The sequence below is a fragment of the Acidobacteriota bacterium genome (assembly GCA_039028635.1).
GTDB lineage: Bacteria > Acidobacteriota > Thermoanaerobaculia > Multivoradales > JBCCEF01 > JBCCEF01.
On sequence record JBCCHV010000036.1, the window covers coordinates 21,068 to 46,029 of the forward strand.

20 protein-coding genes are annotated in these 24,962 nt (G+C 67.3%); 14 read left to right on the forward strand and 6 right to left on the reverse strand.

All coding sequences use genetic code 11. The features are described 5' to 3' along the window. Positions 1-34: 34 nt before the first annotated feature. On the reverse strand, positions 35-478 hold the full coding sequence (locus AAF604_15180; protein MEM7051011.1) for an Hsp20/alpha crystallin family protein: 444 nt from the start codon (positions 476-478) through the stop codon (positions 35-37). A gap of 250 nt (positions 479-728) precedes the next feature. Between AAF604_15180 and AAF604_15185 the strand changes: the two genes are divergently transcribed. Beyond that, positions 729-2,078, forward strand: a complete 1,350-nt coding sequence (locus tag AAF604_15185) for an ATP-binding protein (GenBank protein MEM7051012.1) — start codon at positions 729-731, stop codon at positions 2,076-2,078. Positions 2,079-2,305: 227 nt separating this feature from the next. Here AAF604_15185 and AAF604_15190 read toward each other — a convergent pair whose 3' ends face one another. Both AAF604_15190 and AAF604_15195 read right to left on the reverse strand, forming a co-directional pair. Further along, positions 2,306-2,476, reverse strand: a complete 171-nt coding sequence (locus AAF604_15190; GenBank protein MEM7051013.1) for a hypothetical protein — start codon at positions 2,474-2,476, stop codon at positions 2,306-2,308. Next, positions 2,473-3,351 (reverse strand): alpha/beta hydrolase, encoded by an 879-nt coding sequence (locus AAF604_15195; protein ID MEM7051014.1) that lies wholly within the window; start codon positions 3,349-3,351, stop codon positions 2,473-2,475. Before AAF604_15195 ends, AAF604_15190 begins: the two co-directional genes overlap by 4 nt. A 107-nt stretch (positions 3,352-3,458) precedes the next feature. Here AAF604_15195 and rplU point away from each other — a divergent pair, with 107 nt between their 5' ends. Genes rplU through AAF604_15225 form a run of 6 tightly spaced genes read left to right on the forward strand, consistent with a single transcriptional unit; the run spans position 3,459 to position 6,992 of the window. Then, positions 3,459-3,767 (forward strand): 50S ribosomal protein L21, encoded by a 309-nt coding sequence (gene rplU, locus AAF604_15200; protein ID MEM7051015.1) that lies wholly within the window; start codon positions 3,459-3,461, stop codon positions 3,765-3,767. 39 nt (positions 3,768-3,806) lie between these two features. Continuing rightward, positions 3,807-4,064, forward strand: coding sequence for a 50S ribosomal protein L27 (gene rpmA / locus AAF604_15205; GenBank protein MEM7051016.1), 258 nt, complete (start codon positions 3,807-3,809; stop codon positions 4,062-4,064). An 18-nt stretch (positions 4,065-4,082) separates the two neighbouring features. After that, the gene (gene obgE, locus AAF604_15210) at positions 4,083-5,105 is read left to right on the forward strand and encodes a GTPase ObgE (protein MEM7051017.1); all 1,023 of its coding nucleotides are present in this window, start codon (positions 4,083-4,085) and stop codon (positions 5,103-5,105) included. Beyond that, positions 5,102-5,716, forward strand: coding sequence for a nicotinate-nucleotide adenylyltransferase (nadD, locus tag AAF604_15215; GenBank protein MEM7051018.1), 615 nt, complete (start codon positions 5,102-5,104; stop codon positions 5,714-5,716). Before obgE ends, nadD begins: the two co-directional genes overlap by 4 nt. Continuing rightward, positions 5,713-6,087: a ribosome silencing factor gene (gene rsfS, locus AAF604_15220; GenBank protein ID MEM7051019.1), complete on the forward strand. Its 375-nt coding sequence runs from the start codon at positions 5,713-5,715 to the stop codon at positions 6,085-6,087. The genes nadD and rsfS overlap by 4 nt, the downstream gene beginning before the upstream one ends. Next, the gene (locus tag AAF604_15225) at positions 6,084-6,992 is read left to right on the forward strand and encodes a sigma 54-interacting transcriptional regulator (GenBank protein ID MEM7051020.1); all 909 of its coding nucleotides are present in this window, start codon (positions 6,084-6,086) and stop codon (positions 6,990-6,992) included. The genes rsfS and AAF604_15225 overlap by 4 nt, the downstream gene beginning before the upstream one ends. 194 nt (positions 6,993-7,186) lie before the next feature. Here AAF604_15225 and AAF604_15230 read toward each other — a convergent pair whose 3' ends face one another. After that, a complete protein-coding gene (locus AAF604_15230; protein ID MEM7051021.1) occupies positions 7,187-7,849 on the reverse strand; it encodes a hypothetical protein in 663 nt (220 codons plus the stop codon). A 147-nt stretch (positions 7,850-7,996) separates the two neighbouring features. Here AAF604_15230 and AAF604_15235 point away from each other — a divergent pair, with 147 nt between their 5' ends. The 7 genes from AAF604_15235 (at position 7,997) to AAF604_15265 (ending at position 20,173) form a co-directional block, all read left to right on the forward strand. After that, positions 7,997-9,466, forward strand: coding sequence for a winged helix-turn-helix domain-containing protein (locus AAF604_15235; GenBank protein MEM7051022.1), 1,470 nt, complete (start codon positions 7,997-7,999; stop codon positions 9,464-9,466). A gap of 135 nt (positions 9,467-9,601) precedes the next feature. Then, positions 9,602-10,045: a hypothetical protein gene (locus AAF604_15240; GenBank protein MEM7051023.1), complete on the forward strand. Its 444-nt coding sequence runs from the start codon at positions 9,602-9,604 to the stop codon at positions 10,043-10,045. Between the two features lie 56 nt (positions 10,046-10,101). Beyond that, positions 10,102-10,797 (forward strand): response regulator transcription factor, encoded by a 696-nt coding sequence (locus tag AAF604_15245; GenBank protein ID MEM7051024.1) that lies wholly within the window; start codon positions 10,102-10,104, stop codon positions 10,795-10,797. Continuing rightward, positions 10,794-12,116: an ATP-binding protein gene (locus AAF604_15250; GenBank protein ID MEM7051025.1), complete on the forward strand. Its 1,323-nt coding sequence runs from the start codon at positions 10,794-10,796 to the stop codon at positions 12,114-12,116. Before AAF604_15245 ends, AAF604_15250 begins: the two co-directional genes overlap by 4 nt. 30 nt (positions 12,117-12,146) lie before the next feature. After that, complete coding sequence (locus tag AAF604_15255; protein ID MEM7051026.1) at positions 12,147-12,428, forward strand: hypothetical protein; 282 nt, start codon at positions 12,147-12,149, stop codon at positions 12,426-12,428. A 73-nt stretch (positions 12,429-12,501) separates the two neighbouring features. Continuing rightward, a complete protein-coding gene (locus AAF604_15260; protein ID MEM7051027.1) occupies positions 12,502-13,176 on the forward strand; it encodes a hypothetical protein in 675 nt (224 codons plus the stop codon). Between the two features lie 466 nt (positions 13,177-13,642). Continuing rightward, positions 13,643-20,173, forward strand: coding sequence for an Ig-like domain-containing protein (locus AAF604_15265; GenBank protein ID MEM7051028.1), 6,531 nt, complete (start codon positions 13,643-13,645; stop codon positions 20,171-20,173). A 92-nt stretch (positions 20,174-20,265) separates the two neighbouring features. Here AAF604_15265 and AAF604_15270 read toward each other — a convergent pair whose 3' ends face one another. Then, positions 20,266-22,065: a sigma 54-interacting transcriptional regulator gene (locus AAF604_15270; protein MEM7051029.1), complete on the reverse strand. Its 1,800-nt coding sequence runs from the start codon at positions 22,063-22,065 to the stop codon at positions 20,266-20,268. Further along, positions 22,062-24,803, reverse strand: a complete 2,742-nt coding sequence (locus AAF604_15275) for a serine/threonine-protein kinase (GenBank protein MEM7051030.1) — start codon at positions 24,801-24,803, stop codon at positions 22,062-22,064. Before AAF604_15275 ends, AAF604_15270 begins: the two co-directional genes overlap by 4 nt. Positions 24,804-24,962 lie beyond the last annotated feature (159 nt).

Genomic DNA, 24,962 nt, shown 5'->3' on the forward strand with positions numbered 1-24,962 from the left:
CGCCCTGGAATGGCGTCGGTGCCGACGACTGCTCTTACTCGATGGTGATCTTGCGCGCCTTGGCCTCTTCGGCCTTGGGCAGGGTCACCGTCAGGATGCCGTCTTCGAAGCTCGCTTTGACCTCGTCCGTGCGCAGGTTGCTGGGCACCGTGAAGGAGCGCGAGAAGGTGCCGTATGAGCGCTCGATACGGTGGTAGGTCTCGCCCGCTGTGTCCTTCTCGAAGTTGCGCTCGCCGCGTAGCGTCAGCACTCGGTTCTCGAGCGTGATCTCGACGTCTTCGGACTTCATGCCGGGAAGCTCCGCGACGAGGGTCAAGCCTTCCTCCGATTCGCGCACGTCCACCGCCGGCATCCAGTTGCGGCGGGCGACCTCCTCGGTCGGACGGCTGAGGGTGAAGAAGTCGTCGAAGCCGCGGTCGAAGAAGCGCTGCATGCTGTCGCGAAAGAGGTCTGGAGTGCGGGTCATCAGGGTGGTCATGGTCTCTCCTCCTTGGTCGGGTCTTGGGGACCCTTGGTTCTGCTCGTTCGGCGGCGCCGGGTGCTCCCGCCCCGCGTTGACTCTGTTCGACTCAAATGAGACCCGTTGGGATCGAATCTCAGTGTGTTCATGAGGGTCAACAACTAAGATTAGAGGTCTATTCCAGAAATTTTCTCCAGATCTTAGTTTTTCCTGCGCAGGTCTCTCTCGAGGAGCTGTTCGGGAAGGCGGTGATAAATTGAAAAGCTCTATGGCGTCTTCTCCGACGGTCTCGCGACGGCTGGTCTATGGCTCTATCGCCTTCGGCCTCTTCGTGCTCTTCGATCTCGCCCTCTTCGGAGTCCTGATCTTCAAGAGCCTGTCCGAGCGCGAGGTCGACGAGGTCTTGCTCGAGACCCAGGCGGAAGCCCAACTGCTGGCTGATCAGATCGCCGGTGGGGCCGAGCGCCAGCAGGACCGTGACCTGTTTACGGCGGTGGCGTCGCAGAACCTGGTCAGCACCTACATCGACGAGATGTTGAGCGAGAAGCGCATCGTCGAGCACGTCCGCATCTACGACGGCGAAGGGACGCTGGTGTTCGAGAGCAACAGCGACCGGGTGCGCTTTCGCGACGGTGCGCCGCGCCTCGAAGAGGCCGGCGATGCCGAGATCCGCACTCAGGAAGAGCGGCGGCAGTTCGAAGAGCAGCTCCCCGGCATCGAGGTGCCGATCGGCGAGTACGGCGGCACCCTGGTGGTGGGGTTGAGCACCGAGATGATGGACAACCGCATCGAGGTGCTGCGCCGGGACCTACTGCGACAGGCCTCGATCATCGGTGGCGTCTCGGTGCTGCTTCTGCTCACCGCCTACGTCATCATCTGGCGATTGCTGCGGCGCTCGAAGCGTCTCGAAGAGCAGGCCGCCAGAGCCGAGCGGTTGGCCTATGTCGGCACCCTGGCCTCGGGCCTCGCCCACGAGATCCGCAATCCCCTCAACTCCCTCAACCTCAATATGCAGATGTTGGAGGAAGACCTGGCCGGACCGGCGAACAGCGGCAGCGGCCGCTTGCTCTCGATCACCCGCTCCGAGATCGGTCGCCTCGAGCGGCTGGTGAGTGACTTCCTGTCCTATGCCCGGCCGCGGCCGCCGGAGCTCGAGGCGGTGGCCGTCGGTGAGCTCTTCGATCGCACTCGCCAGGTGATGGCCGGGGCCGAGCAGTCGGCCAAGGTCCGCATCGAGGTGCGCGACGAGACCGGCGGTGCCCAGGTGCGGGTCGATTCGGAGCAGATCGGCCAGCTACTGCTCAATCTGGTGCAGAACGCCTTGGCAGCGGTCGAAGAGACCGCGGGGCCGGCGGTGGTCCGGCTGCGGGCCGAGCCCCTCGGCGGCGGCGTGATCCTGCGCGTCGAGGACAACGGACCGGGCGTGCCCGAGGGCGATCGGCAGAAGATCTTCGACCTCTTCTACTCCAATAAGAAGGGTGGCACCGGCCTCGGGCTGGCGATCGTGCAGCGCATCGCCCAGAACCACGATGGCCACGTCGAGGTCTCGGACCGCCCTGGCGGCGGCAGTGTTTTTTCGGTCTACCTACCGGGAGCGCGGGTCGCCCGCGCGAGCTAGCAGGGGGCTAAAGGCGCCCCCCTCAGGCGCACGCACATGTCGTGCGCCTTCACCCCCGACCTCGGCGGCTTTGCCGCCGCCTCGCCCCCTTGGGCTCGGGAGCCCTTGGGCTAAGAGATCCAAGTAGACGAGAGTTTTCAGCGCTTGTCCCAAGCCGAGGGCACCGAGTCTTCCCGGGATCGGTAGCAGGTTGCCGATGAGTTTTTCAGCAGCCTGCTAGGCGTCTTCTACTCGGCGCCGGAGAGGGCGTCGTAGTCGTCCGGCGACAGGAATTGCTCGACCTCGTCGTTGCCGCAGACGTCACAGAAGCACTCTTCGAGCTGCTCGTTTTTCCACTCGAAGACGTAGCTCGGGGACTCGCACTCGAGGCAGATGAAGTAGTCCGGCGAGCCGATCATGCCGGCACTTCCTCGGCGGCGTCCGCCGGACGAGGGGTCGGGTAACGCTGGCGGAAATCGTCCAGGGCGCGATCGATGGCGCTGGGTTTCTCCCAGTGGGCGGCGTGGCCGCAGTCGTCGAGGCGATAGAGGTGCGCCTGCGGCAGGGCCGCTGCCATGCGCTCGGCGACGGCGAAGTCGAAGATGCCGTCGTGCTCGCCCCAGATCACCGCCGTCGGCAGGGCGAGGGACTGCAGCTCGCGATCGCCGTAGGCGTCCTCTTCGCGCAGCTTGGCGAGCACCGAGGCGACCTCCGGCGAACCGTAGGCGCGTTGAAATCCCTTGCGTGCCAGACGCAGCCCGAGGGGCGTGCGGACGAAGAGGGCGCGCAACAGCGGGTCGACGTCCTGGGAGTCGCGCACCGTCACCAGCTCCTTGATGCGTTCCCAATCCTGGTCGCGATAGCCGGCGGCGGCGATCAGCACCAGGCGGTCGAGCAGCTCCGGGCGCTCGAGGGCGATGCGCAGGGCGATCCAGGCGCCGAGGCTGTTGCCGGCCAGGGTGACCCGCCGGCCCGGGGATTCGCGCTCGATCAGGGCGCTGATCACCCGCACGCCGTCGGCCACCCCGAGACCGCCACCGATCGACTCGGTGCCACCGAGGCCCGAGAGCTCGGGGACGATCACTCGGCAATCGCGGCGCAGGTGCCAGGCCGTGCGATGCCAGGAGAGAGCCGTCGAGGCCAGACCGTGGAGCAGAATCCAGGTCTCGTCGGCCTGCGGCGATCCGAAGCGGTAGCCCACCAGGCGAGTGGCACCGAACCACTCCTCGAAGGGGCGGCCGCCGCGCAGGCGGAGAGCGGTGGAAGTACCGAGTCGAAGGGCGCGAAGAACCATCACCATCGCAGGATAGCACCGGGGTCCGGGAGCGATTGACCGACTCTTCAGCGCGTGATACTTTTCGCCGTCCACGCCTTTGTGGATTGGCCGTAGGAGTGTGTCTCATGTATGCGTTGATCGAAACAGGTGGTAAGCAGTATCGGGTCGAGCCCGGCGACGTGATCGATGTCGAGCTGCTGCCGGATTCAGAGGAAAGCGTCTCCTTCGACCGGGTCCTAATGGTGGCGGACGAAGGCAACGTCAAGCTCGGATCGCCCGTCGTCGACGGAGCCGTGGTCAAAGGCTCGATCGTCGAAAGCGTTCGGGGACCGAAGCTTCGGGTGTTCAAGATGAAGCGCCGCAAGGGCTACCGCCGGACCAACGGACACCGACAGAACTACACGCGGGTGCGAATCGACGACATTCAGGCCTGAGGGCCTCGGGCGCCGGACGCGGCGCTGGAAGGAGCAGTCATGGCTCATAAGAAAGGACAGGGCTCGAGCCGGAACGGACGCGACTCGAATCCGAAGAATCTCGGCATCAAGGCCTACGGTGGCCAGCAGGTGAAGGGCGGAGCGATCATTCTTCGCCAGCGTGGAACGCCGTTCAACGCTGGGCGTAACGTCGGCCGCGGCAATGACGACACGCTGTTTGCCAAAACCGCCGGGGTCGTGGAGTTCCAGGACCGCGGGCGGCACGGCAAGTTCGTGCACGTCATCCCGGCCGAGTAGTACCCCCTCCTCTTTCCCTTGATCTTTCTCGACGAAGCGGTCATCCGCGTCCGTGGTGGGCGCGGAGGTGCCGGCTGCACGGCGTTTCGGCGCGAGAAGTTCGTCGCCAAAGGCGGTCCCGCCGGGGGAGACGGTGGCAAGGGTGGCTCCGTTTGGCTGATCGCCGACGGTGGTCTCAACACCCTCTACCATCTGCGCGGCCGCTCCCTCCACGCGGCGGAGAACGGCCGCAACGGCGAAGGCTCCCACAAGACCGGGCGCAGCGGCGCCGACAAGGAAGTCTTGGTGCCATTGGGAACCCAGGTCTTTCGCCTCGAGGGCGGGGAGATGGTGGGCGAGGTGCTGCAACCCGGCGAGCGTCTGAAGGTGGCCGCCGGTGGCGATGGCGGTCGCGGCAACGCGCGCTTCGCCACCGCCACCAATCAGGCGCCGCGGCGCTCCGAGGCGGGCTGGGAGGGGGACGAGCTGGAGCTTCGGCTCGAGCTCAAGCTGCTCGCCGACGTCGGGGTGGTGGGCTTGCCGAACGCCGGCAAGTCGACCCTGATCAGCCGGGTGACGGCGGCCAAGGCGAAGATCGCCGACTATCCCTTCACCACCCTGGTGCCGCAGCTCGGGGTGGTGGCTCGGGGGCCCCTGGCAGAGCCCTTCGTGATCGCCGATCTTCCCGGTTTGATCGCCGGAGCGGCCTCCGGAGCCGGTCTCGGGATCCGCTTCTTGAAGCACATCGAGCGCTGCCGTCTGCTGGTGCATCTGGTGGATCTGTCGGCGGTCGAGGGGCCTGGAGCGGCGGCCGATCTGGCCGCCATCGAGCAGGAGCTGGCGGCTTTTCGGGAGGATCTTCTGGAGCGCTCTCAGGTGATCGTTGGCAGCAAGATCGACGCCGCCTTGCCGCAGCGTCAGGACGAGCTACGCAGCGCTGCCGAGGCTCGCGGGGCGCGCTATCTCGAGATCAGCTCGGTGACCGGTGAAGGAATCGACGAGCTGGTGACGGCGCTCTCCGACGAGCTGGCTCGGGCGCGGGCGAGGGAGGACGCCGAGTGAGCCAGCGGATCGGTCTCTTCGGCGGCAGCTTCGACCCGATCCATCGCGGCCACGTGGCGCCGGTGCAGGATGCCCGCCGCAGCCTCGGTCTCGATCGGGTGATTTTCCTGCCCACCGCACGGCCACCGCACAAGCCGGACCGGCGGTTCGCGTCGTCGTGGGCGCGCTACGCGATGGTCGAGCTGACTCTGCTCGACGAGGAGGGGTTGTTCGTCTCCCCGCACGAGCTGGCCGGCGATCGACCGGCCTACACGGTGGAGACCGTCGAGGCCTTTCGGCAGAGGCTGCCCGATGCCGAGCTCTCCCTGGTGATCGGCAGCGATTCCTTCGCCGATCTCGAGACCTGGAAGCGCTGGCGTGAGCTGGTGACCCTGGCGCGATTGGTGGTGTTGGTGCGACCGGGCTGGGAGCCGGAAAGGCTGCGACCGGATCTGCCGTCGCCGCTGCGCGATCTGATGGATCGCCAGGAGATCGATTTCGTGGCCGTGCGGCCATTGCCCGTTTCTTCGACCGAGCTGCGTCGTCACTTTGCGCGCGGCAGCTCGCCACCGGCCGACTGGATTGCCGAGCCGGTGTTACGATTCATTCAGAAATACGACCTCTACCAATGAAACTAGCCACCGTCACCGACGCCGACATCTCGCAACGAGTTCGTCGCGCCGTCGCCGCCGCGGAGGACCGCAAGGCCTTCGAGCTGCGCGTTCTCAACCTCTCCCGCGTCAGCGGCTTCACCGATTTCTTCGTCATCTGCAGCGGTACCAGTGACCGCCAGGTGCAGGCCATCGCGGAGGCCATCCAACGCGACCTACGGGCCTTCGGGGCACGGCCGCTGCACGTCGAAGGCCAGCGCTCCGGGAGCTGGGTTCTGCTCGATTTCGGAGCCTTCGTGGTCCACGTCTTCGATCAGGAAACGCGCGCCTTCTACGGCTTGGAGAACCTCTGGGCGGACGCGCCCGAAGTGACCGCCGACTTCACCTCTTGACCACCGACCTGGCGCGCCTGCTGGCGCTCTCGCCCGGCCTCGCGAAAGCCCTCAAGGGTGTGCAGCGGGCTGCCCGGGTGGATGCGCCGGTGTTGCTCCTGGGAGAGGCCGGCAGCGGCCGGTCGACCCTCGCCCGCGCTCTGCACTTCGCCGGCGACCGCGCCCTCGGACCGCTTGTCGAGCTCGATCCCGGCACGGTGCCGGTGGAGCTTTTCGAGAGCGATCTCTTCGGCTACCGCAGCGGCGCCTTCACCGGTGCCGAGCGCGATCGCCTGGGCAAGGTGGCGCGGGCCGAGGGTGGGACGCTGATCCTCGATCACCTCGAAGCGCTGCCGCTGCAGGTGCAGCCGAAGCTCCTGCGCTTGTTGGCGGAGAGGCGCTATGCCCCCCTCGGCGGCGCCGAGGTCGAGTGCGACGTCCGCTTCGTAGCGATTGCCGGTGGCGATTTGCGCCAGCGGGTCGAAGCCGGTGCCTTCCGCGGCGATCTGTTCTTCCGCCTCGGGGTGCTGGCCTTCGAGATACCGCCTCTGCGCCAGAGGCGAGACGAGATCCTGCAGATCGCCGATGGGGTGCTGGCGGATCTCGCCGAGCGGCTGGGGCGACCCAAGCCCCGGCTGGCCTCGGCCACTGCCGATTGGATGGAACGCCATGGCTGGCCGGGCAATCTCACCGAGCTGCGGGCGATCCTCGAGCGCGGCCTGATCCTGTCGCGCCACGACCCTTTGGAAATTCCGCCGCCGGCGAATCTCACCAGCCCGGTGCCGCGGGCATTGGTCGAAGTCGAGCGGGAAGAAATCCTGCGGGCTCTCGCCTACACTCGGGGGCGTCAGGGTAAAGCGGCGGAGCTGCTGGGGGTGAGCCGGAAAACGCTGTGGGAGAAGCGCAAGCGCCACGGCATTCCGTAGGGCTCGGACTCGGTGGGTGATCTGGCGAAAAAAGAAGCCGCGGGCTCCGGGCTCGAAGCCCGCGGCAAGCAGCACCAAGAGTTGTTCCGACGGGGACGGAGAGAGGGAAGCGCCCGCCGCCGGGCCTGGCCCCCGCCGGCCCAGCGGCGGGCTCCCAGCCTCCGCTCCGGCCCGAGGTTCGGGCCCCCCAGGCCTCAGGTTTCGGGCTCGAGGACGCGTCGACAGTCGATTCGCATGGTCTCCTTGCGCCAGGTCTTCTTGCCGTCGAAGGAGGTGTGCTGGCGCCAGCGGAAGCGGTCCTTCTGGATGTCGTAGAAGTTGTACTCGAGGTCGAGGTCGATGATCTCGCCGGCGCTGTTGCGCGCCTTGATCCGGGTTTCGAGCAGCATCTCGTCGCCGCGCATGGCGCCGACCAGGGGTTGCGACCAGAAGCCTCGCCGACCGTCGAGCCAGTAGCCGTTCCAGCGCTTGTCTTGGCGATTGAAGGCGCGAAAGGTGGTCGCGATGTAACCCTCGCCGAAGCCACCTCGGAAGTCGTCCATGATGGCGTGACCATCGAGGGCGTAGTAAGCGGTCCAGGTCCCTTGGGACTGAGTCCGGGTGGTGAGATCGGGGTTGAGGTAGTCGAGGTCGCAGGACCACCGACCGATCAGAAAGGCGAACTGGGACAGCTCCTCGGCGGCTTCCGGATGCGGTCGACCGAAGTCCCCCGGCGCTTGCGGAGAGGCGGCGATGGCGGGCGGTCGGGCGGCGGCGATCGAGGTGGTGAGCGCGAGCAAGCTCGCGGCGAGAAGAAGGTGTCGGGCGACCCTCAGGGTCGAGGCACCGCGGCTGAGAGAAGGAGCCTGGGAGTTCATGGGCTTATGCTGAGGCCGGTGAGCGCCGGTGTCCTGACGAAACGATGAAGAGGTGATGACGAAGCGATGAGCAGCGGCATGACCAGGCCAGATGGCCCGATTTCTGGAGCGGTGCATCCCGCGGGCGCGCCTCGCGTAGAAAAGAGCATGGTGACTCGCTTCGTCTTTCCCGGGGGTAGGTTCGACCGCCTCAGCCTCGAGCTCGAGGTCGAGGGGCGCCGCCACCGTCTCGAACCGAAGCATGGCGAGACCCTGGCGCTGCTTCTCGAGCGCGCCGGGGAAGTGGTCACCAAGGAAGAGCTCCTGCAGAGGGTGTGGGCCGGTCGCCACGTCACCGACGATGCTCTGGTGGTGACGATCTACAAGTTGCGCCGGGTGTTGGCGGATCGGGCACGCTCGCCACGCTACATCGAGACCATCGCCAAACGCGGCTATCGCTGGATTGCGGCGCCGGTGAGCGCGGCGCCGGCGCCGACGGAATCGACCACACCGGCGCCCCCGGGGACGGTCCGTCGCTGGCTGGCGATGCTGGCGGTACCTCTGCTGGCGGCGATTCTCTGGATCGCCTGGCCGGTTAGCGATCCGGTGTCGACCGATGACGAGCTCGAGGGAGCGCGCGCTCTCCTCGCCGAGCGTTCGCCGTCGGCCCTCGAACGGGCCCTCGAGATCCTCGATTGGCACTTGCTCGAGGAGCCGGGCGATGGCGAGGCCCAGGCGCTGCGGGCGCAGGCCCTGGTGTTCATCGCCGAAGGCAATCCGGTGCGTCGTCCGGAGCTGATCGCAGCGGCGCGCAAGGCGACCCGTCGGGCCCTGGTCGAGAGCCCGACCTCGCCCCAAGCGAATCTCGCCGAGGGCCTGCTGGCGCTGTTCCACGAGCGCGATCCGGAGCGCGCCGGCTTGGCCTTGCAGCGCAGCTTGCGACGAACGCCGAAGGATCCGCAGTTGCTGGCCGCGTCCTCTTGGTGGTTGTCCGTCCAGGGGCGCCACGATGCCGCCCTCGGCGCGGCGCGGCGCTCGCTGATGCTCGACCCTTCGGGTGCGACCGGTTGGTCGGACCTCGCCTATTTGGCGGCGGCGGCGAATCAGCCGAATCAATCGCTGCGCGCCGCCGAGATCGCCTTGGGCCTGGACCCGGCCTCGAACGCGGCCGCCTGGGAGCGGGTGCGGGCCCTGAGCGCCCTGGGGCGGTCGCAGGAGGGCATCGCCGACTACCTCGAGTATCTTGCCGGGGCCGGTGTCGACCCGGCATCCCTCGCGGCTCTCGAAGGGGCGGCGTCGCGCGGCGGTTGGCCGGCCTTTCACCGCCTCATGGTGAATGCCTTTCCGGAGGACCGCCTGCTGGTTCAGAGGGCCGTGATCGCGCTACGCCGGGACGATCGCGATGGTGCCCTCGGGCTGCTCACCCGAGCGGTCGATCGCGGCGACTGGGAAACCCTCTGGATGGCCTCCTTGCCGGAGCTTCGTCCACTGCGAGGCCATCCGCGCTTCGCGGCGCTGCAAATCCGCCTCGGGTTGACCCCCGGTCGCGAGCTGCCGCCTTGGGGGTTCGCCGGTCCCGCCGTGTCCCTCGATCCCTTCCGGTCTTTGCATCAGCCGTGGGAGAGAAGCGGCATCTGACCCTCCGGTCGCAACACTTCGCAACAATTCTTGACGCGCCTTCACGCTGGCCACACGCTGGCGCAAGGTGTCCCCGCCAAGCTGCGCTCCACATTGGTGGCCATGGTGGCCAGCGATGAGTCACAGGAGCAAGCGATGTCGAAACGATTTTTCTGGATAGCGATTTTGATGGTCGCAGCCGCCCTCTGCAGCGGGGGGTGGCTGTTCGCCGGGGCTCACGGCCAGGACTCCCACTCTCCCGAGAGCGTGCTGGCGGAGCTCGACCTGAATCCCGAGCAGATGCGCCAGATCCATGCCATCCACGGGATGGTCAGCAGCCACTGGAACGGGGCCCATCTGCATGGTCAGCATCTCCAGGCCTTGGTCCGCCACGCCGCCGATGGCGAGCTGAGCCGCGAGGAGATTCGGCAGACCGTCGATGCCGGAGTCGAGCAGATGCGCCAGCGCGGATACGCCCTGGCCGACGAGATGACGGCCCTTCTCGAGAGCCTCGACTCGCACCAGTACACGCTGCTGATGGAGCACCTCGAAAAGGCCGCGACCTTCATGAGCCAGAAGCACGAGCGCGGGCATCACTGACCCTTGCCGGGTCGGCAGGCAGAACGACCGCGGGCCCGTGCCATGATGCGGTGATCATGATTCGGCTCTTGATGATCGACGATGACGAGAAGCTGGTCGCCCTGACGCGCGATTACCTCGCGCCTCAGGGTTTTCTCGTCGAGGCGGCCCACGATGGCCTCGCCGGCCTCGAGGTGGCGCTGCTCGAGCCGCCGGCGCTGGTCGTCCTCGATCTCATGCTTCCCGGCCTCGATGGCCTCGAAGTGTGCCGGCGATTGCGCCGGGAAAGCCGCGTCCCGGTACTCATGCTGACCGCCCGGGGGGACGAGACGGACCGCATCGTGGGGCTGGAGATGGGAGCCGACGACTACCTCCCCAAGCCCTTCAACCCGCGCGAGCTGCTGGCGCGGGTGAAGGCCATCCTGAGGCGCACGGACGGTGCCGTGGAGCGAGAGGAAGACTGCCTCGAGGTCGGCCCACTGCGTCTGCTGGCGGCTTCCCGTCGGGTCTTTCTCGCCCAACGCGAGGTCGAGCTGACGACGGCCGAGTTCGACCTCTTGCGGGCCTTGATGGAAGGGGCGGGCCGGGTGCAGAGCCGGGATCGCCTTTTGGAGCGCATCCACGGTCCCGGCTGGGCCGCCTACGACCGCTCCGTCGACGTCCACATCAGCCGCTTGCGCCAAAAGCTCGGCGATGATCCGCGGCGGCCGCGCTGGCTCAAGACCGTGCGCGGCGCCGGCTACCTGTTGGCGCGGCCGGCGGCGGCATCGTGAGGACTCTGTTTCTCGCCATCAAGATCGGCCTGCTCTTCGCCCTGGTCATGGCCCTCGTGCTGAGCGGCGTCCTGTTCTTGTTCTTCCATGTCTTCGGGCACGATCCCCACGACCTCCATGGCGCCATGGCGAGGGTTCAGGCGCAGGCCGGCGTGGAGACGGCGCACGCCATCGAGGCGCTCCTCGATCGTGGCCGCGGGCTCGATGGCGAGGAGATCGCCATCGTGCTGACGCGCCGGGGACATCGGCTTCATCGCGAGGACTCGGGCCAGTACCAGCGACCGTCCTTTCTCGAGGTCGACGGGCGCCGCTGCCTCCTGGTGGGTGATGGTGGTGGGCAGATCCTCATCCCGATCGATCGCGCCGGCCGGACCGTCGCCCATGTCGCCGTCGCGGCCGGGCCGAGTCCCCAGATGCTTCATCGCGCCTTCCGTCGCGGTCTTCTGAACATCTCCCTGGCGTCGCTGATCGGGATCGCGGCGGTGGCGATCTATCTGTCGAGCCCCCTGCGCCGCATGCGGCGGTCGATGGATCGCATCGCCGCCGGCGATCTCGATCATCAGGTGACGGTGCGCGGACGCGACGAGGTCGCCGCCATGGGCGACAGCTTCAATGCCATGGCGGATCGCATTCGGCAGATGGTCCGCGGCCAAAAGGAGATGCTGGCCGGGGTCTCCCACGAGCTGCGCTCACCGCTGGCCCGCATGAAGGTGGCTCTCGAGCTGTTGCGCGAGGAGGCGCCGTCCGAACGCCTGGAGGATCTCGAGGCAGAGGTCGACGCCATCAACGATCTGGTCGGCGAGGTGCTGCTGGCGAGTCGCTTCGACCTCGACGCCGTACCGCTCGAAACGCAGCGCCTCGAGCTGGGCCCGGCGGTCGAGGGCGCCTGGCACGAGGCGGCGATGGGGGCGGAGTTCGAGCTGGTCCTCGATCTCGCCGCCGAGGCGATGGCCGTGTCCGGCGATGCTGCTCTGGTGACGCGAGTCTTGCGCAACCTGTTCCAGAACGCCCGCCGCTACGCCGGTGGCGGTGCGGTGGTGGTGAGCAGCCGGCTCTGGCAAGGCAGGGTCGAGCTGCTGGTCAGCGATCACGGTCCCGGAGTGCCGGCGGATCAGCGGCAGCGGTTGTTCGAGCCCTTCTTCCGCGGCGATCGATCGCGTCGTCCCCGTTCCGGCGCCGTCGGCCTCGGATTGATGATCGTGCGGCGCGCCGTCGAAGCCCATGGCGGCCGGGTGCGGGCCGAGGAAAGCGCTGCCGGCGGCCTTGCCATTAGCTTCGATTTGCCGGCGCCGACGGCAGCCGGGGAATCGGTCCGGTAGTAGACTCGGGTCCTTCGCCGGACCCGCTCTATGACCCAAGATCCCGACAGCTCGGTTGCGATGTTTCTCCGCGCCCTCTTTTCGCTCGGGCTGCTGGTGGCAGCCTTCGGCATTGCCCGGTCGTGGCGTTCCGGTGATCCCGTGGCCCTCCTGCTGGCGGTGGCTTTGACGCTGCTCTTCGGGGCCTTGGGGCGGGCTCCGCAGCTGCTCGGCGGGTCGGCCGCTGGGCCGCCTCGGCCGGCGGTTCTGTGGGTCTATCGCCTGGCCCTGGTGCTGTTGGTCGGCTACGCCGTCGTGGCGCTCTTTCGCTGAGAAGATCTGGCGACGAGATCGGGCTTGCCCGTCGGCAGGCCCAACAATCCGCGGGCCGGGTCGTACCTGGGCCATGCCACGATCGCGACCGTCCTTCCTGCTCGGCCCCTGCACTGCGCTCTTGTTCGCTCTCGCGGTCGCCGGCGGCTCCGCCGCCGAGAGCCATTCGATCACCGGCCCGAACGGTCAGAAGGTCGAGCTCGAGGTCCACGAGCCGCCGGCCTTCGATCCCGAGCGCGAGTACTCGGTGCTGGTCGGTCCCGGGGACTACTACTGGCAGGGCGAGCCGTCTCAGCCCGGCTGGATCACCGTCACCAGTCACGCCTTCTTCGAGGGGCGCGGCGACGAGACGGCCGTTCTCGACTGGCTCCGCAAGACCTACAAGGTGCGCCAGGGCGGCTTTCACATCACCGGCTGGAGCGCCAACAGCGCCGCCATCTTCAAGGTCGCGATGGATCACCCGGAGCAGTTTCTCTCGGTCACCGGCGTCGCCGGCATGCCCGGCCGCGGTAGTGAAGACCGACTCGAACGTCTGCGCGGCGTGCGAGTGCAGTTCATCGTCGGCGAGCGCGACACCTACTGGCGCGAGGGCTCGGAGCGCTGGCATCGACTGCTGGAAGAGAAGGGCGTCCAGAGCAGCCTCGAGATCGTTCCCGATGGCGAGCACGTCATGCCCGAGATCGCCGATGGTCCCTTCTTCGAGCGCTTGAATCGGCTGGTGGCGGCGATCGAAGCACAGCGCGACTAGGCGCTCGGCGCCCTTCCAGGGTAGTCCTCGCCTCACTGCGGGCTCGGCGAGGCCGAGCCGGAACCCGACCTCCTTCAAGGCCGCACCAAAGACACCTCGCCGGTGAGTTGGTGTAGGTAGCTGGCGGCGTGCTCCACTTATCCGTCAGGCACGGTAGTCGGCGGTGGTTCGCCCTCTGTCCCTGGACCGGACGATGCGCGCTAGCGCGCGTTTTGCGCGCTCGGAGGACTCGCCTCGTGGCACTCTTCGTCCGACACGATGAGCAGTAAGTTGTTCTTTCGTTGGGATTTACCTACGTACTAGTCGATTGGCAGGGGACTTGCTCTTCTGGGCTTGCAGGAAGGGTCCTGTGTGACTGATCAATCGACCGTCGTCCTGCGATGAGGAGGTCCCCATGAATGTCTCGAGTTCGGTTGGAAATGGTGGAGGGTTTAGGGGTTGGCCGCAAGGGGGCCGGACCTTGCAGGTGCTGACGCTGTGGGTGCTGATCCTGGGGGCCGGCAGCGTGGTTGCCCAACCGCAGCCTTCGGCTTCGACGATTGTGGTGCAGCTCTATGAACCGGTAGTCGCCGAGGTGCGCAGCGGGGAGGTGGTGGACGTCGGTGAGCTGCCCAGCTACGGGTGGCAATCGGAGCTGAGCTTCGCGGTGATCAACCGCGTCGGAGCCGGCGAGCGCAGCCAGGGCTCAGCGGCGGCCGAGGCGGTCTCCGACTTCAAGGTCACCGACGTGCGCGGACCGATCACCTTCGACCTGGAGGCGCCGACGGAGCGAGTGGACCTCGAGCCGGCGCGCGGACTGATGCTCGAGGCGACGGTGGGTAGCGCGACGCGCCAAGGCCTGGCGCCGCTCGACGAGTTCCGCGTCGACCTGTCCTTCATGACCGATCGGGGGGAGTTTCATTTTTCCATCGTCGGGCTGGCACCGAAGGCCGCTGCCGCCGACTACTCGGTTTCCTTCGAGGGCTTCGGTCCGGGTGCGATTGACCGGCTGAGATTTCACCAGGCGGAGCTGCCCACCACCCGCACCTATACGGCGGTGCTCGAGAATCGCGGCGCTGAAGATCTCACCCTCCCCTGTGGATTCGGCAATTCCCTGAGGACCTCGGGAACCGCCGATGGCGTGGATGCGACGTCAACGCTCTTTCCCTGTAACACGGCGATCGCTCCCGGACAGCGGGACCGAATCACGATCCCGGTGAAATTCTCTCGCCGTCTGACGGCCGGGTTTTTTGACCTCGAGGTCGTTGTCCGGCCAAACGGATTGCCCACCCGGGTGGCTCGTCTGCGCTTGCAGATCGAGGTCGAGGAAGTCAACAGGCTCGACGTGTTCTTCACCGACTCGTCCGGCCGCCGGGTTTCGAACTTTGGAACCGAGCAGCTCAACTCTGACGAGCTTCCGAGGGTGTTGGACTACGAGCTCGTCATTCGCAACCTCGGTGTCTCTTCGGATCTTTCGATCCCTTGTTCGGGCATCACCTACTCGGAGCAGTCGCCGCGCGGCGTTTCCGGCCGACTCTTCGAGCGTTGCCCTTTGAATATCCGTCCGGGGCGAGAAGAGAGCATGGATTTCGAGCTGACTCTCGGCGGCGGGACTGAAACCGGCCGATTCGATGGGTCCGTGGCGGTGAGCCCGGAGGGCGGCGGTTTGCGCCTTGGATCGCTGCGGGGACGCATCGAGCTCGAGGCCGCCTGCACCGCCGACTGCCCGGGACCGAACATCGAAATTCGGGACGCCAGCGGTCAGACCGGTGGCCTGTTCGAGATTTTTCACGATGGCGAGCCGGAGATCATCGCCGAGTTCGAGATCAAGAACAAAGGCACCGAAGATCTTCTCCTCGACTCGGCCGCAGCCATCGAGCTGACCGGCGATGATCGCTTCAGTATCGATCGGGTTCCCAACACCCTCTTGATTCGGCCGGATCCCCAGCTGGCCTCGACCTTCGCGATCAAGTTCGATGCTCGGGGTGCCGATCCCAACGCCGAGTTCCGAGCCTTCGTGGAGGTGCGGAGCAATGCCGTCAATCCACGGGAGGGCAAGTTCGAGCTGCGAGTGGCGGAGTTCGACACACCCTACGTGCAGATCAAGGTCGATGGGGTCGAGCTCAACTCGCCGACCGCCGATCTCGGAACGATTCAGTCGCTACCTCGAAGCGTTCGCTTCACCCTCACCGAAGACCCGGGGCCTCCGAGCGGTCCCGAGATTTCCGACTTCAACGCAAGGATTTCGCGTGGCCAGGGCTTGATCTGGTCTTGGACCTCTCCCCGACCACCCATCGGAAATGAGTCCCAGTACTTTACTTCGCTCTACGAGTTCGAGGGTGCCTTGCGGGCAGATCACACGGGAGCCGACCTCAACGGTTCATTCCGCCTCGAGATCGACTTCTACCTCGATTTTCCGGGACTCTTCATCGGCAACATTCCGGCGAATGCCAGGATCGCCTTTGGTGTGGAAGGCGTGGTCGAAGAGGTCTACAACCCCAGCGAGGACCCCGATGTTTCCTGTACCGAGCCCTCGTTCGAAACCGAGTGTTTGCCGCGATATTGCCAGGACCTCGACACCTATTTCGAAGGGCTGACTTTACCCGGGGCCGCCTGTCTGTTGGCCCACTACGGTGCCTTCCTGAGTTGTCCTTCCGCAGCGCTCGACTTGAGGGCCTTCAAGGGATGTGTCGTCTCCATTCTCGGAGCTGCTCTTTGCGACGTCCTTCTGACTGACGATGTCTTGGAAGACCTTCGCGAGATCGTCGATCGATTCAAGGCCTGTCATTGTTCGAACTACGGCGAGATCTGCCCGGCGAATCTACCCGCCGTGCACGCCGTGGTTCACCACGTGGCTCCCGGCGAGCACGCCATCCTCGAGGCCTCGTGCTTTGGCGATGCTCCGTTCTCGAACATGAGTGAGCGAGTCACCGTGAGCGATAACGCCTTCTTTCCCGTGCTGGATTGTCCGACCGGGTTCACGGTCCACGTTCGATTGAGTGACTTGACCAACACCGCAGGGCAGACTCGGTCCTGCGATGCCACCGAGAGCTCCGATGGAACGACCCTCGACGCCACGGTCTCCGGGCGGATGGGGCCGGGTGATTTTCTCGCCGAGTTCAACTGCCAGTGTCTCGATCCGGAGGGCTGTGGACAGTCCTTCACCCTGACCGGCAGGGCCGAAGGGCTCGAGGATGGCGACACGGTGGGGGTTGGCCTCTACTTGCCGGAGCTCGATTTGGCGACCTCGACCATCGTCTCCGGCAATGGCGGCTTCGAGTTCCCCGAGGCGATGCCGGCCGCCAACCTCTACGAGGTGCGGATCACCAATCAGGGCGACTATCCGCACTGTTTCGTCACCCCGACCCGTAGCGACATCTTGGGGGATCGACCGAGCCTCGAGGTGATTCGGCTGGAGTGCGACTCGATCGCTCCCAACGTCCGCATCGTTTCGCCGGTCGAAGGGGCCGTGGTGCCGAGAGATTCGAGCGGCCGAGTCCTGGTCGAGGTGGCGGCCGGTGATGCCGTGGGATTGGAAGCCGTCGATCTCGTCGAGTTCACGGATGCCGGTGAGACGCTTATCGGTCGGCAACGGACGGCGCCCTATCGATTCAGTGTCGGCCTCGAAGTCGGGCCTCACACGGTGATGGCGCGAGTCACCAGCGACCGCGGAATCGTGCGCGAATCGGAACCGGTCTCGTTCTCGGTGGAAACGGCCCTGGGGTGCGCCGATGGCGACGAGGAGGCGCCCCGGATCGTTCTGCAACAGCCCGTCGATGGCCAGCGGCTGGTATCCGATGCCAACGGGCGAGTTCGCTTGACCGCCGGAGTGTCCGATCCCTCCGGAGTGAAGAACGCCAAGTTCTTCGTCGATGGCCGGCGGGTGGCGGTGGACGCCTCCTATCCGTACAGCGTCTTCTTCGAGGTAGGGAGCGATGCTGCTCCGTCCTTTCACGAGCTTTTCGTGCGCGCCCGCGACCGCTGTGGCAATGAGCGCGATTCCGAGGTCATCCGTTTCCAGGTGGTGGGGCGCGACGACGCCTGCGCCGAGGACTCGACTCCGCCGGAGGTGCGCCTGATTCGGCCGATGGAGGGGGCGACCCTGGTCCAGAACGCCGGCGGCAGGGTCACCCTGCGCGGGCAGGCGAATGACGAGAGCGGAATCGAGGAGGTGAGCTTCGTGGTCTTGGGTGTCGAGCTCGGGAGGGTCGACAGCCCGCCCTACTCGCTGGCTTTCCCGCTACTGGAGGGGACCCAGCGCATCATCCTGCGGGCGACCGATCGCTGTGCCAACTCGGCGATTACCCCGGAGGTGGAGTTTGCCGTCGAGGCCGGTGAACCGGTGGACTGCGCCTCCGATGTCGTGCTGCCGGTGGTGCGGTTGATCGAGCCCTTCGAGGGCGAGATCGTCACCATTCGAGATGGCAATCGTGTTCGCATTCGAGCTTCGGCCGAGGATGCCAGCGGCATTGATCAGGTCACGTTCACCGTCGATCAGGGGAGCGAGCAGCGAGTCGCCATCGATGACGATGCCCCTTACGGCTACAACTGGCCGATCAACCGACCAGGGGTTCACCGGGTCGTCGCCCTGGCGAGCGATCGGTGCGGCCGAGCCAGCTCGACGCCACCGCTTCGGTTCATCGTTCCCGATGACGGCTCATCGCCCATCGTCATCACTCACCCCAGCGATGGCAGCGATCTGCTGCCGGAGCAGGAAGTGCCGGTGGTGGTGGCGGCGGACGATCCCGACGCGCTCGAGCTCGTCGAGCTTTTCGTCGACGGGCAGATGCTCGCCGACGATCCGGACGATCCCTTCGCCTGGCTGTGGACCCCGGCCTGGGGCGACCACACGGTGCAGGCGCGGGCGGTGACCACGCTGGGCAACGAGCACTGGTCGCCGATGGTCTCCGTTTCGGCCGGCTGTGGCGCCGATCAGGAGAGCCCGGAGGTGGTGGTCACACAACCGGCAGCGGGCGACTCGGTGGTCGCCAACGAGCATGGGCGCTTCACTCTGCGCGCCGCTGCCAGCGACGACAGCACCATCGATCGCGTCGAGTTCTGGGTCGATGGCGAGTTGAAGAAGACCGACTCGACGGCACCCTACGGCTACAACTGGCCGGCCCCCCTGGGCGGCCACACGGTTCAGGCGCGGGCCTACGACTCGTGCGAGCGCAACGCCACGTCGCTGGCGGTGTCCTTCACGGTGGAAGAGGCGGGCTCCGGCGAGTGTGGTGCCGAGGCCGGGCCGCCGACCGTGGCCGTCACCCTGCCGGCGGCGCAGAGCGAGGTCGAGCTCTCGGATACGGGCAGAGTCCTGCTGCGCGCCGCCGCCAGCGACGAGAGCGGTGTCGGTCGGGTGGAGTTCTGGGTCGACGGCGTGCACGTCTGGACCGATTCGACGGCGCCCTTCGCCCATCACTGGCTCGCGACCCTCGGACCTCACCTGGTGAAGGCGAGGGCTTTCGATCGTTGCGATGAATTCGCCTGGTCTTCGGAAGTGCGCTTCGTGGCCACCGAGCCCGGGTCCTGTTCCACCGATTCGACCTCGCCGGAAGTGGTGGTCACATTGCCACTGGTCGGGCAAGAGCTCGAACCTTCGCCGACCGGCCGGGTGCTGTTGCGGGCCGAGGCCTCTGATATGGCCGGCATAGATCGGGTGGAGTTTTGGGTCGACGGCAGCCGGGTGTGGACCGACTTCACCCATCCCTTTGCGCACAACTGGCTCGCGACGCCGGGGGCTCACTCGGTACGCGCCAAGGCCTTCGATGCCTGCGATCAGGAAAGGCTGTCGCCCGCGGTGACCTTCACGGTGGCCGGTGGTGACTCCTGCAGCGGCGACGTCCTCGGCCCGGACAGCGATGTCACCCTGCCGCTGGCAGGCCAAACTGTCGAACCGTCGGCCACCGGTCGGGTGCTGCTTCGTGCCGAGGCGAGCGACGTTTCCGGCGTCGACCGGGTGGAGTTCTGGGTCGATGGTGTGGCGGTTTGGAGCGACGCGACGGCGCCCTATGCCCACAACTGGTTGTCGACGCCGGGACCGCACTCGCTGCAGGTGAAAGCCTTCGACGCCTGCGACAACTCCGAGCTCTCGCCGGCGGTGACCTTCACCGTCTCGGATCCGGACCCCTGCAGCGGCGATGACACGGCTCCGACGGTTTCGGTGACCGAGCCGGCAGCGCACCAGAGCCTCGAGCCGAGCCCGACCGGCCGCATCCTGATGCGGGCCGCGGCGGACGACGCCGGGGGCATCGACCGGGTGGAGTTCTGGGTCGATGGGGCGCCGGTGTGGACCGACGTCACGGCACCTTATGGGCACAACTGGCTGGCGACGCCGGGCTCGCACTCGGTGCAGGCCAAGGCCTTCGACACCTGCGGCAATGAGCGCCTGTCGGTGGCGGTGCCGATCACCGTGACGGATCCCGATCCGTGCTCGGCGGATGGCACGCAGCCGACGGTGGCGGTCACCTTGCCGGTGGCGAATGCGGTGCTCGAGCCGTCGGCGACGGGGCGGGTCCTGTTCCGAGCCGACGCCGGCGACGCCGGCGGCATCGACCGAGTGGAGTTCTGGGTCGACGGTCAGGTGGTGTGGAGTGACGACACCCATCCCTACGCCCACAACTGGCTGGCGACGGCAGGGGCTCACTCGCTTCGAGCGAAGGCCTTCGACGCCTGTGGCAATGAGCGCCTATCGGCGGCGGTGCCGTTCTCGGTCGAGGTACCAGACCCCTGTACCGACGACAACACTCAGCCCCAGGTGAGCATCACGGTGCCGCTGCCCGATGCGGTGCTCGAGCCCTCGCCGACGGGCCGGGTGCTGTTCCGGGCCTCGGCCTCCGATGCTGGCGGTATCGATCGGGTGGAGTTCTATGTCGACGGCACGCTGGTGCGGACTGACACGGACGCCCCCTACGCCTACAACTGGCTCGCTGCCTCCGGAAGCCACGTCGTGCGGGCCAAGGCCTTCGACGCGTGCGGCAACCCCAGGTGGTCCACCGAGGTGCCTTTCTCGGTGCCGTAGATTTTTCCGACCCGCGGCCGGGTTCGTCCTCCGCGAGTTGGCCTGCCAGGCCGTGCCCTGCCCGGGCACGGCCCTTTTTTGTCGACCCGTTCTCAGAGCTTGTCGATGCCGTGGCGGGCGAGGCGTCGGCGGAGCTGGTGCCGGGACAGGCCGAGTAGCTTGGCGGCGGCGACCTGGTTGCCACGGGTGCGCCTCATGGCCCGCAGAATGGCTTCGCGCTCGAGGGCTTCGAGATCGAGGTCCGGCGAGGTGTTCTCGGAGGCTGCGGCCGAAGGGGTCTCGTCAGAGGTCGGGGCGGTCGCCTCGGGTGGGTGCTCCTGGCCCTCGCGGAGCTCCGGAGAGACCATCGCCAAGGTGATGGCTTCCGCCGCCGGACAGTGATGTGCCAAGCGTTGCACTTCGTGCTCGAGCTGGCGAATGTTGCCGGGCCAGTCGTGGGCCAGCAAACGGTTGAGAGCCGCCACCGTGACGCCCAGGATCGGCTTGCCGAGATCTTCTGTGGTGCGCTGCAGGAAGGTCTGGATCAGCAGCGGGATGTCTTCTCGGCGGTCGCGCAGAGGTGGCAGCCGCAGCACGATGCCGGCGAGTCGGTAGTAGAGATCGCGGCGAAACTCGCCGCGCTTCATCAAGTCCGCCAGATCGGCGTTGGTCGCCGCCACCAGCCGAACATCGATCGCCCGTGAGGGCCGACCCAGGGGCTCGATGCGCTGCTCCTGGAGGGCGCGCAGCAGCTTGGCCTGCAGCGCAGCCGGGGTGTCGCCGATCTCGTCGAGAAACAGCGTGCCGCCGTTGGCCTCTTCGAACTTGCCGCGCCGCGCCGCCACGCCGGTCGCGACGCGATCGCCGATACCGAACAGCTCGGCCTCGAGGAGCTCGTGGGGGATGGCCGCGCAGTTGATCACGACGAAGGGCTGGTGACGGCGTGGGGACGACAGGTGAAGGGTTCTAGCGGTGAGCTCCTTGCCGGTGCCGGTCTCGCCCATGATGAGGGTGGGCAGGTGACTTTGGCTGGCCGAATGAAGCTCTCCGTGGAGGGCTTCGAGGGCCGGCGAGGCTCCCGCGATGTAGCCTGGTGGGAAGGTCAACGGCAGAGCTCGGTGGGCTCCCCAGGAAACGCCGACGGCGGGTTCCTGAGAAAGCACCAGGCAGAGGGTGAGCAGGGTGCTGAAGAGCTCCTCGCTGGACTCGCGGTAGGGAAAATCTCCCAGCGCCACGAGCTCGACGAAGCCGCCGTCGATGGCATCGAAGTAGTGGGTGCTGTCGGCGCTGGTGCGGAACCGTTGTCGTCGATCGAGACTCTTCTCCGTGGTCTCCCGCCGGGCCAGGTTCCTGGTATCGCCGCAGGCCGCGAGCACCGTTCCCGAGTGCGGATCGAGGAGTGCGAGGGCGGAGCAACCGAGCTCGTCCTGAGCCATTCCAAGGGCTGCCCCGGCGCCTCGCTCGGCGAGGGTGGTGGTGAAGCGGCGGATCAGGCCCAGCCAGTAGTCGAGGCGAGGATCCTTGGGAGGCTGGGCGAAGGCGGTGGTGCCGGCTGCGGTTCTCGGGCCGCTCTCGGGGGCGGCGAGGGCGAGTCCGAGCTCGACGTCGTCCTTGGCGACCCGCTCGAGGCGCAGCTCGACCGGTCCGAAGGCGACGGTTTCACCGGGCAAGAGCTCGGCGCTCGAGATCGGGCGCCCGTCGATGTAGGTGCCATTCTTGCTCTGACGGTCGATCACCAACACGCTGTCGCCCTCCACGACCAAGGTGGCCTGGCGCCGCGAAACGCCGGCATCGGTCAGGACGAGGCGATTCGAGGGATCGGATCCGAGGGAGTTGGAGCCCGGCGAGAGGACCAGGGAGAGGGTTCTCTGCGGATCCTCGGCGACGAGGCGGAAGACCGATGATGGCTTCATGAGGGGTTCCTGGTGGCCAGCCACTGCTGGATGGCCTGGTGTCTTTCGGCGCCGGGACCTTGCCATTCTCGGGATGCTTGTCGCGCCTCCTCGGCGAGCTCCAGGGCGCGTTCCGGATCGTCGTTCCAGAGGGCGCGGGCAAGGGTGAAATGGGCTGCGGCGAGCAGTCTCGGGTCCGGTTGATGGAGCTGATCGAGGGTGCTTTCGAGGGCCTTTACGGCGGCTTGTCGCCGGCCCGCCGCGAGCAGCGAGCGCGCCAGGCCGAGGGCGGCTCGGAGATGCTCGCGCCGGCCGCTGCCGTCGAGTTTCTCGAGGGCCGAGGAGAACAGGCTTCGGGCCTCGCCATGGCGACCTTGAGCCAGCCGGAGCTGTCCCAAGCTGATCGCCACCGAGGCCCGGTTGGGATGGTCCGGCGGCAGCGCCACAGCGATCTCCTGGGCCTCGAGCAGGAGCGATTCGGCGGTGGCGAGCTGGTCGTCCGAGAGCTGATCCGCCAAGAGATGGGCGTCGGCCAGCCCTTGGAGCACCTGGGCGAGGATCGGATGGCCCTTCCCGAGGCTCTTTTCGGCGCTGCTCGCGAGCGGCTCGAGAACGGTCCGAGCGGCTTGGCTGCGCTCCTCGGCAACGTGGATCAGGCCTTCCTGCAGGCGGGGATAGATCAGGTAGGGATGGTCCTCCCCGTGGACCGGCAGCAGCACCCCTTCGGCGCGGCGGCAGGCGGCGAGGGCCTCGTCGTAGCGCTGCAGCTCGGCGTAGATCGAAGACAGATTCACCAGGGCCGGACCGAGGCTCCAGGAGTCCGGGCCAAAGGTCGCCTCCTCGACGGCGATCGAGAGCTCGAGGTAGGGCAGCGCTTCGAGGGGATCGTCGACGGTGAGAGCGCCGAGGTTGTTGAGCACCTGGCGCAGGCGAGGGGAGGTCTCGCCGAAGGCCTGTTGGGTGGCTTCCAGGGCGCCCAGGAAGTGCTCCCGAGCGCGCGAAACTTCGCCGCGTTTCCAGGCTTGAATGCCGAGTGCGTTCTCGAGGTCGGCCGCCACATCGGGATGCTTTTCGGCTCCGAGTCCTGCGACCACGGCCTGGGCGAGCTCGGCCCACTCCGCCGCGCTGGCGAAGTCGTCGGCCACTTGGCCCGAGAAATCGGCCAGGCCGATCAGAGCCTGGGCTGCGAGGCGCTGGCTGCGCGCCGCGAAGGCGCTGGCGAGGGCGCGGCGATAGGCCTGCGGAGCGCGTTCCGCATCGGCGAGGTGCTCGTCGAGCAGAACGGCGCGCCCGAGGTGGGCTCTGGCGATCAGCGGGGCGTATCCGAGCTCTTCGGCGCGGGCGACGAGCTCGGCGGCGTGATCGAGCTCCGGGGATTGGCGAAACTGCCGGTCGGCGCGGGCCAGGGCGAGGTCCTTTCTCAGCGCTTCGAGGGCCAGGCGCCGTTGCGGGTCGGAGGGCATGGGCGGCAGCGCCAAGAGCTCTTCGGTGTCGGCGCACGCGTCGAGACTGGGCAGCGCCGCCACCGCGCCGACGGCGCGGCTCACGGCGTTGGGATCGATGCCTTCGAGGGCGGCGATGACGGCATCGAAGTCGTCGCGGCGGCTGGCCAGGCAGGTCATCCGGAGATCGAGCAGGTCCGCCGACTGGTGGCCGGCGACGTGGGTGGCGCGGCAAGTCTCGCCGTAGGCCTCGGTCCAGCTCGCGGCGAAGCGATCGAGAAGCCCGAGGATGCCGCGGGCGTGGTGGTGGTCGCCTTGGCCCGCGAGGGTGTTCTCGAGCTTGCCTCGGCGATCGGCGTTCCACACCGGCTCGAGTTCGGCGGGCCCTTCGGCGCACAAGGTCTGGCCCGACCCTCGCGGCAGCAGCAGCAGAGCGCTCGCCAGGAGGGCGGCCGCGGCGACGCCGATCCAGTGGCGCGAGCGCACCGTGCCTTCGAGGGCGGTGAGCAGGTCCTCCATGGACGAGTAGCGGTCCTGGGGATGCTCGGTGAGGCCGCGGTCGAGAATCGGCCGCAGGGCCCTCGGCAGGCGCCTGCGGTCGGTTTCCCGCGGCTCCCGCGGCAGGTTGCCGAGCAGGGCCAGGTGGAGGGAAGCGCTGAAGCTGTACTGGTCGCTGCGGGCGTCGACGCCGTGGCCGGCGCGGCGCTCCGGAGCCATGTAGCCGGAAGTGCCGCCGTGGGTCGATGTGGGCGTTGCCGAGGCCCCGCCGGGGAGGACCGCCTCGGAGACGCCGAAGTCGAGCAGCCGAACCCGCCCGTCTTCGCCGAGGAAAGCGTTGCTGGGTTTGAAATCGTGATGGACCACGCCGGCCCGGTGAGCCTCGGCGAGACCGCGACCGGCCTGCAGGAAGACCCGCACGGTCTCCTTCCAGTTGCGGGGACCGCTGTCGATCCACTGGTCGAGGGGCTGGCCGGAGAGTAGCTCCATGGTCATGAAGACTCGGCCGGAGGCCAGGCCGACGTCGTGAACGGTGACCACGTTGGGGTGTGACAGACGGGCCGTGGCCTGGGCTTCGCGCTGCAGCCGGGCCTGGTCGGCAGCCGCCCCGCGATGGCGCAGGACCTTGATCGCGACCTTGCGATCGAGCTCTGGGTCGTAGGCCTCATAGACCCGCCCCATGCCGCCCTGACCGATCGGATCGAGGATCAGGTACCGACCCAGCAAACTGGCCCGGGCGACCTGTGGCTGCCCTTCGGGAGCTCGCCGGTCCGCGAGGTCGGCGATGGTGCGGGTCTCGTCCTGGGGTCGATCGGTCACGGTTGCCTCATCGAAGGTCGCTGCACGTTGAGTAGCGAGAGCAAGACCCCTGCCAGATCTGCGACTGGGGCCCGATGCCGCCGCTGCCGGTCGGTCGCGGGACTCGGGATCGCGCCGAAGGGGCGGTGACGCGCAGGTTGCGCGCTTCGTGTTGCGCGG

What these genes read in the sequence shown, in the direction of transcription:
- AAF604_15180 (MEM7051011.1), bottom strand. Translation starts at nt 478, where the DNA reads ATGACCACCCTGATGACCCGCACTCCAGACCTCTTTCGCGACAGCATG.
- AAF604_15185 (MEM7051012.1), top strand. Translation starts at nt 729, where the DNA reads ATGGCGTCTTCTCCGACGGTCTCGCGACGGCTGGTCTATGGCTCTATC.
- AAF604_15190 (MEM7051013.1), bottom strand. Translation starts at nt 2,476, where the DNA reads ATGATCGGCTCGCCGGACTACTTCATCTGCCTCGAGTGCGAGTCCCCG.
- AAF604_15195 (MEM7051014.1), bottom strand. Translation starts at nt 3,351, where the DNA reads ATGGTTCTTCGCGCCCTTCGACTCGGTACTTCCACCGCTCTCCGCCTG.
- rplU (MEM7051015.1), top strand. Translation starts at nt 3,459, where the DNA reads ATGTATGCGTTGATCGAAACAGGTGGTAAGCAGTATCGGGTCGAGCCC.
- rpmA (MEM7051016.1), top strand. Translation starts at nt 3,807, where the DNA reads ATGGCTCATAAGAAAGGACAGGGCTCGAGCCGGAACGGACGCGACTCG.
- rsfS (MEM7051019.1), top strand. Translation starts at nt 5,713, where the DNA reads ATGAAACTAGCCACCGTCACCGACGCCGACATCTCGCAACGAGTTCGT.
- AAF604_15230 (MEM7051021.1), bottom strand. Translation starts at nt 7,849, where the DNA reads ATGAACTCCCAGGCTCCTTCTCTCAGCCGCGGTGCCTCGACCCTGAGG.
- AAF604_15235 (MEM7051022.1), top strand. Translation starts at nt 7,997, where the DNA reads ATGGTGACTCGCTTCGTCTTTCCCGGGGGTAGGTTCGACCGCCTCAGC.
- AAF604_15240 (MEM7051023.1), top strand. Translation starts at nt 9,602, where the DNA reads ATGTCGAAACGATTTTTCTGGATAGCGATTTTGATGGTCGCAGCCGCC.
- AAF604_15245 (MEM7051024.1), top strand. Translation starts at nt 10,102, where the DNA reads ATGATTCGGCTCTTGATGATCGACGATGACGAGAAGCTGGTCGCCCTG.
- AAF604_15255 (MEM7051026.1), top strand. Translation starts at nt 12,147, where the DNA reads ATGACCCAAGATCCCGACAGCTCGGTTGCGATGTTTCTCCGCGCCCTC.
- AAF604_15260 (MEM7051027.1), top strand. Translation starts at nt 12,502, where the DNA reads ATGCCACGATCGCGACCGTCCTTCCTGCTCGGCCCCTGCACTGCGCTC.
- AAF604_15270 (MEM7051029.1), bottom strand. Translation starts at nt 22,065, where the DNA reads ATGAAGCCATCATCGGTCTTCCGCCTCGTCGCCGAGGATCCGCAGAGA.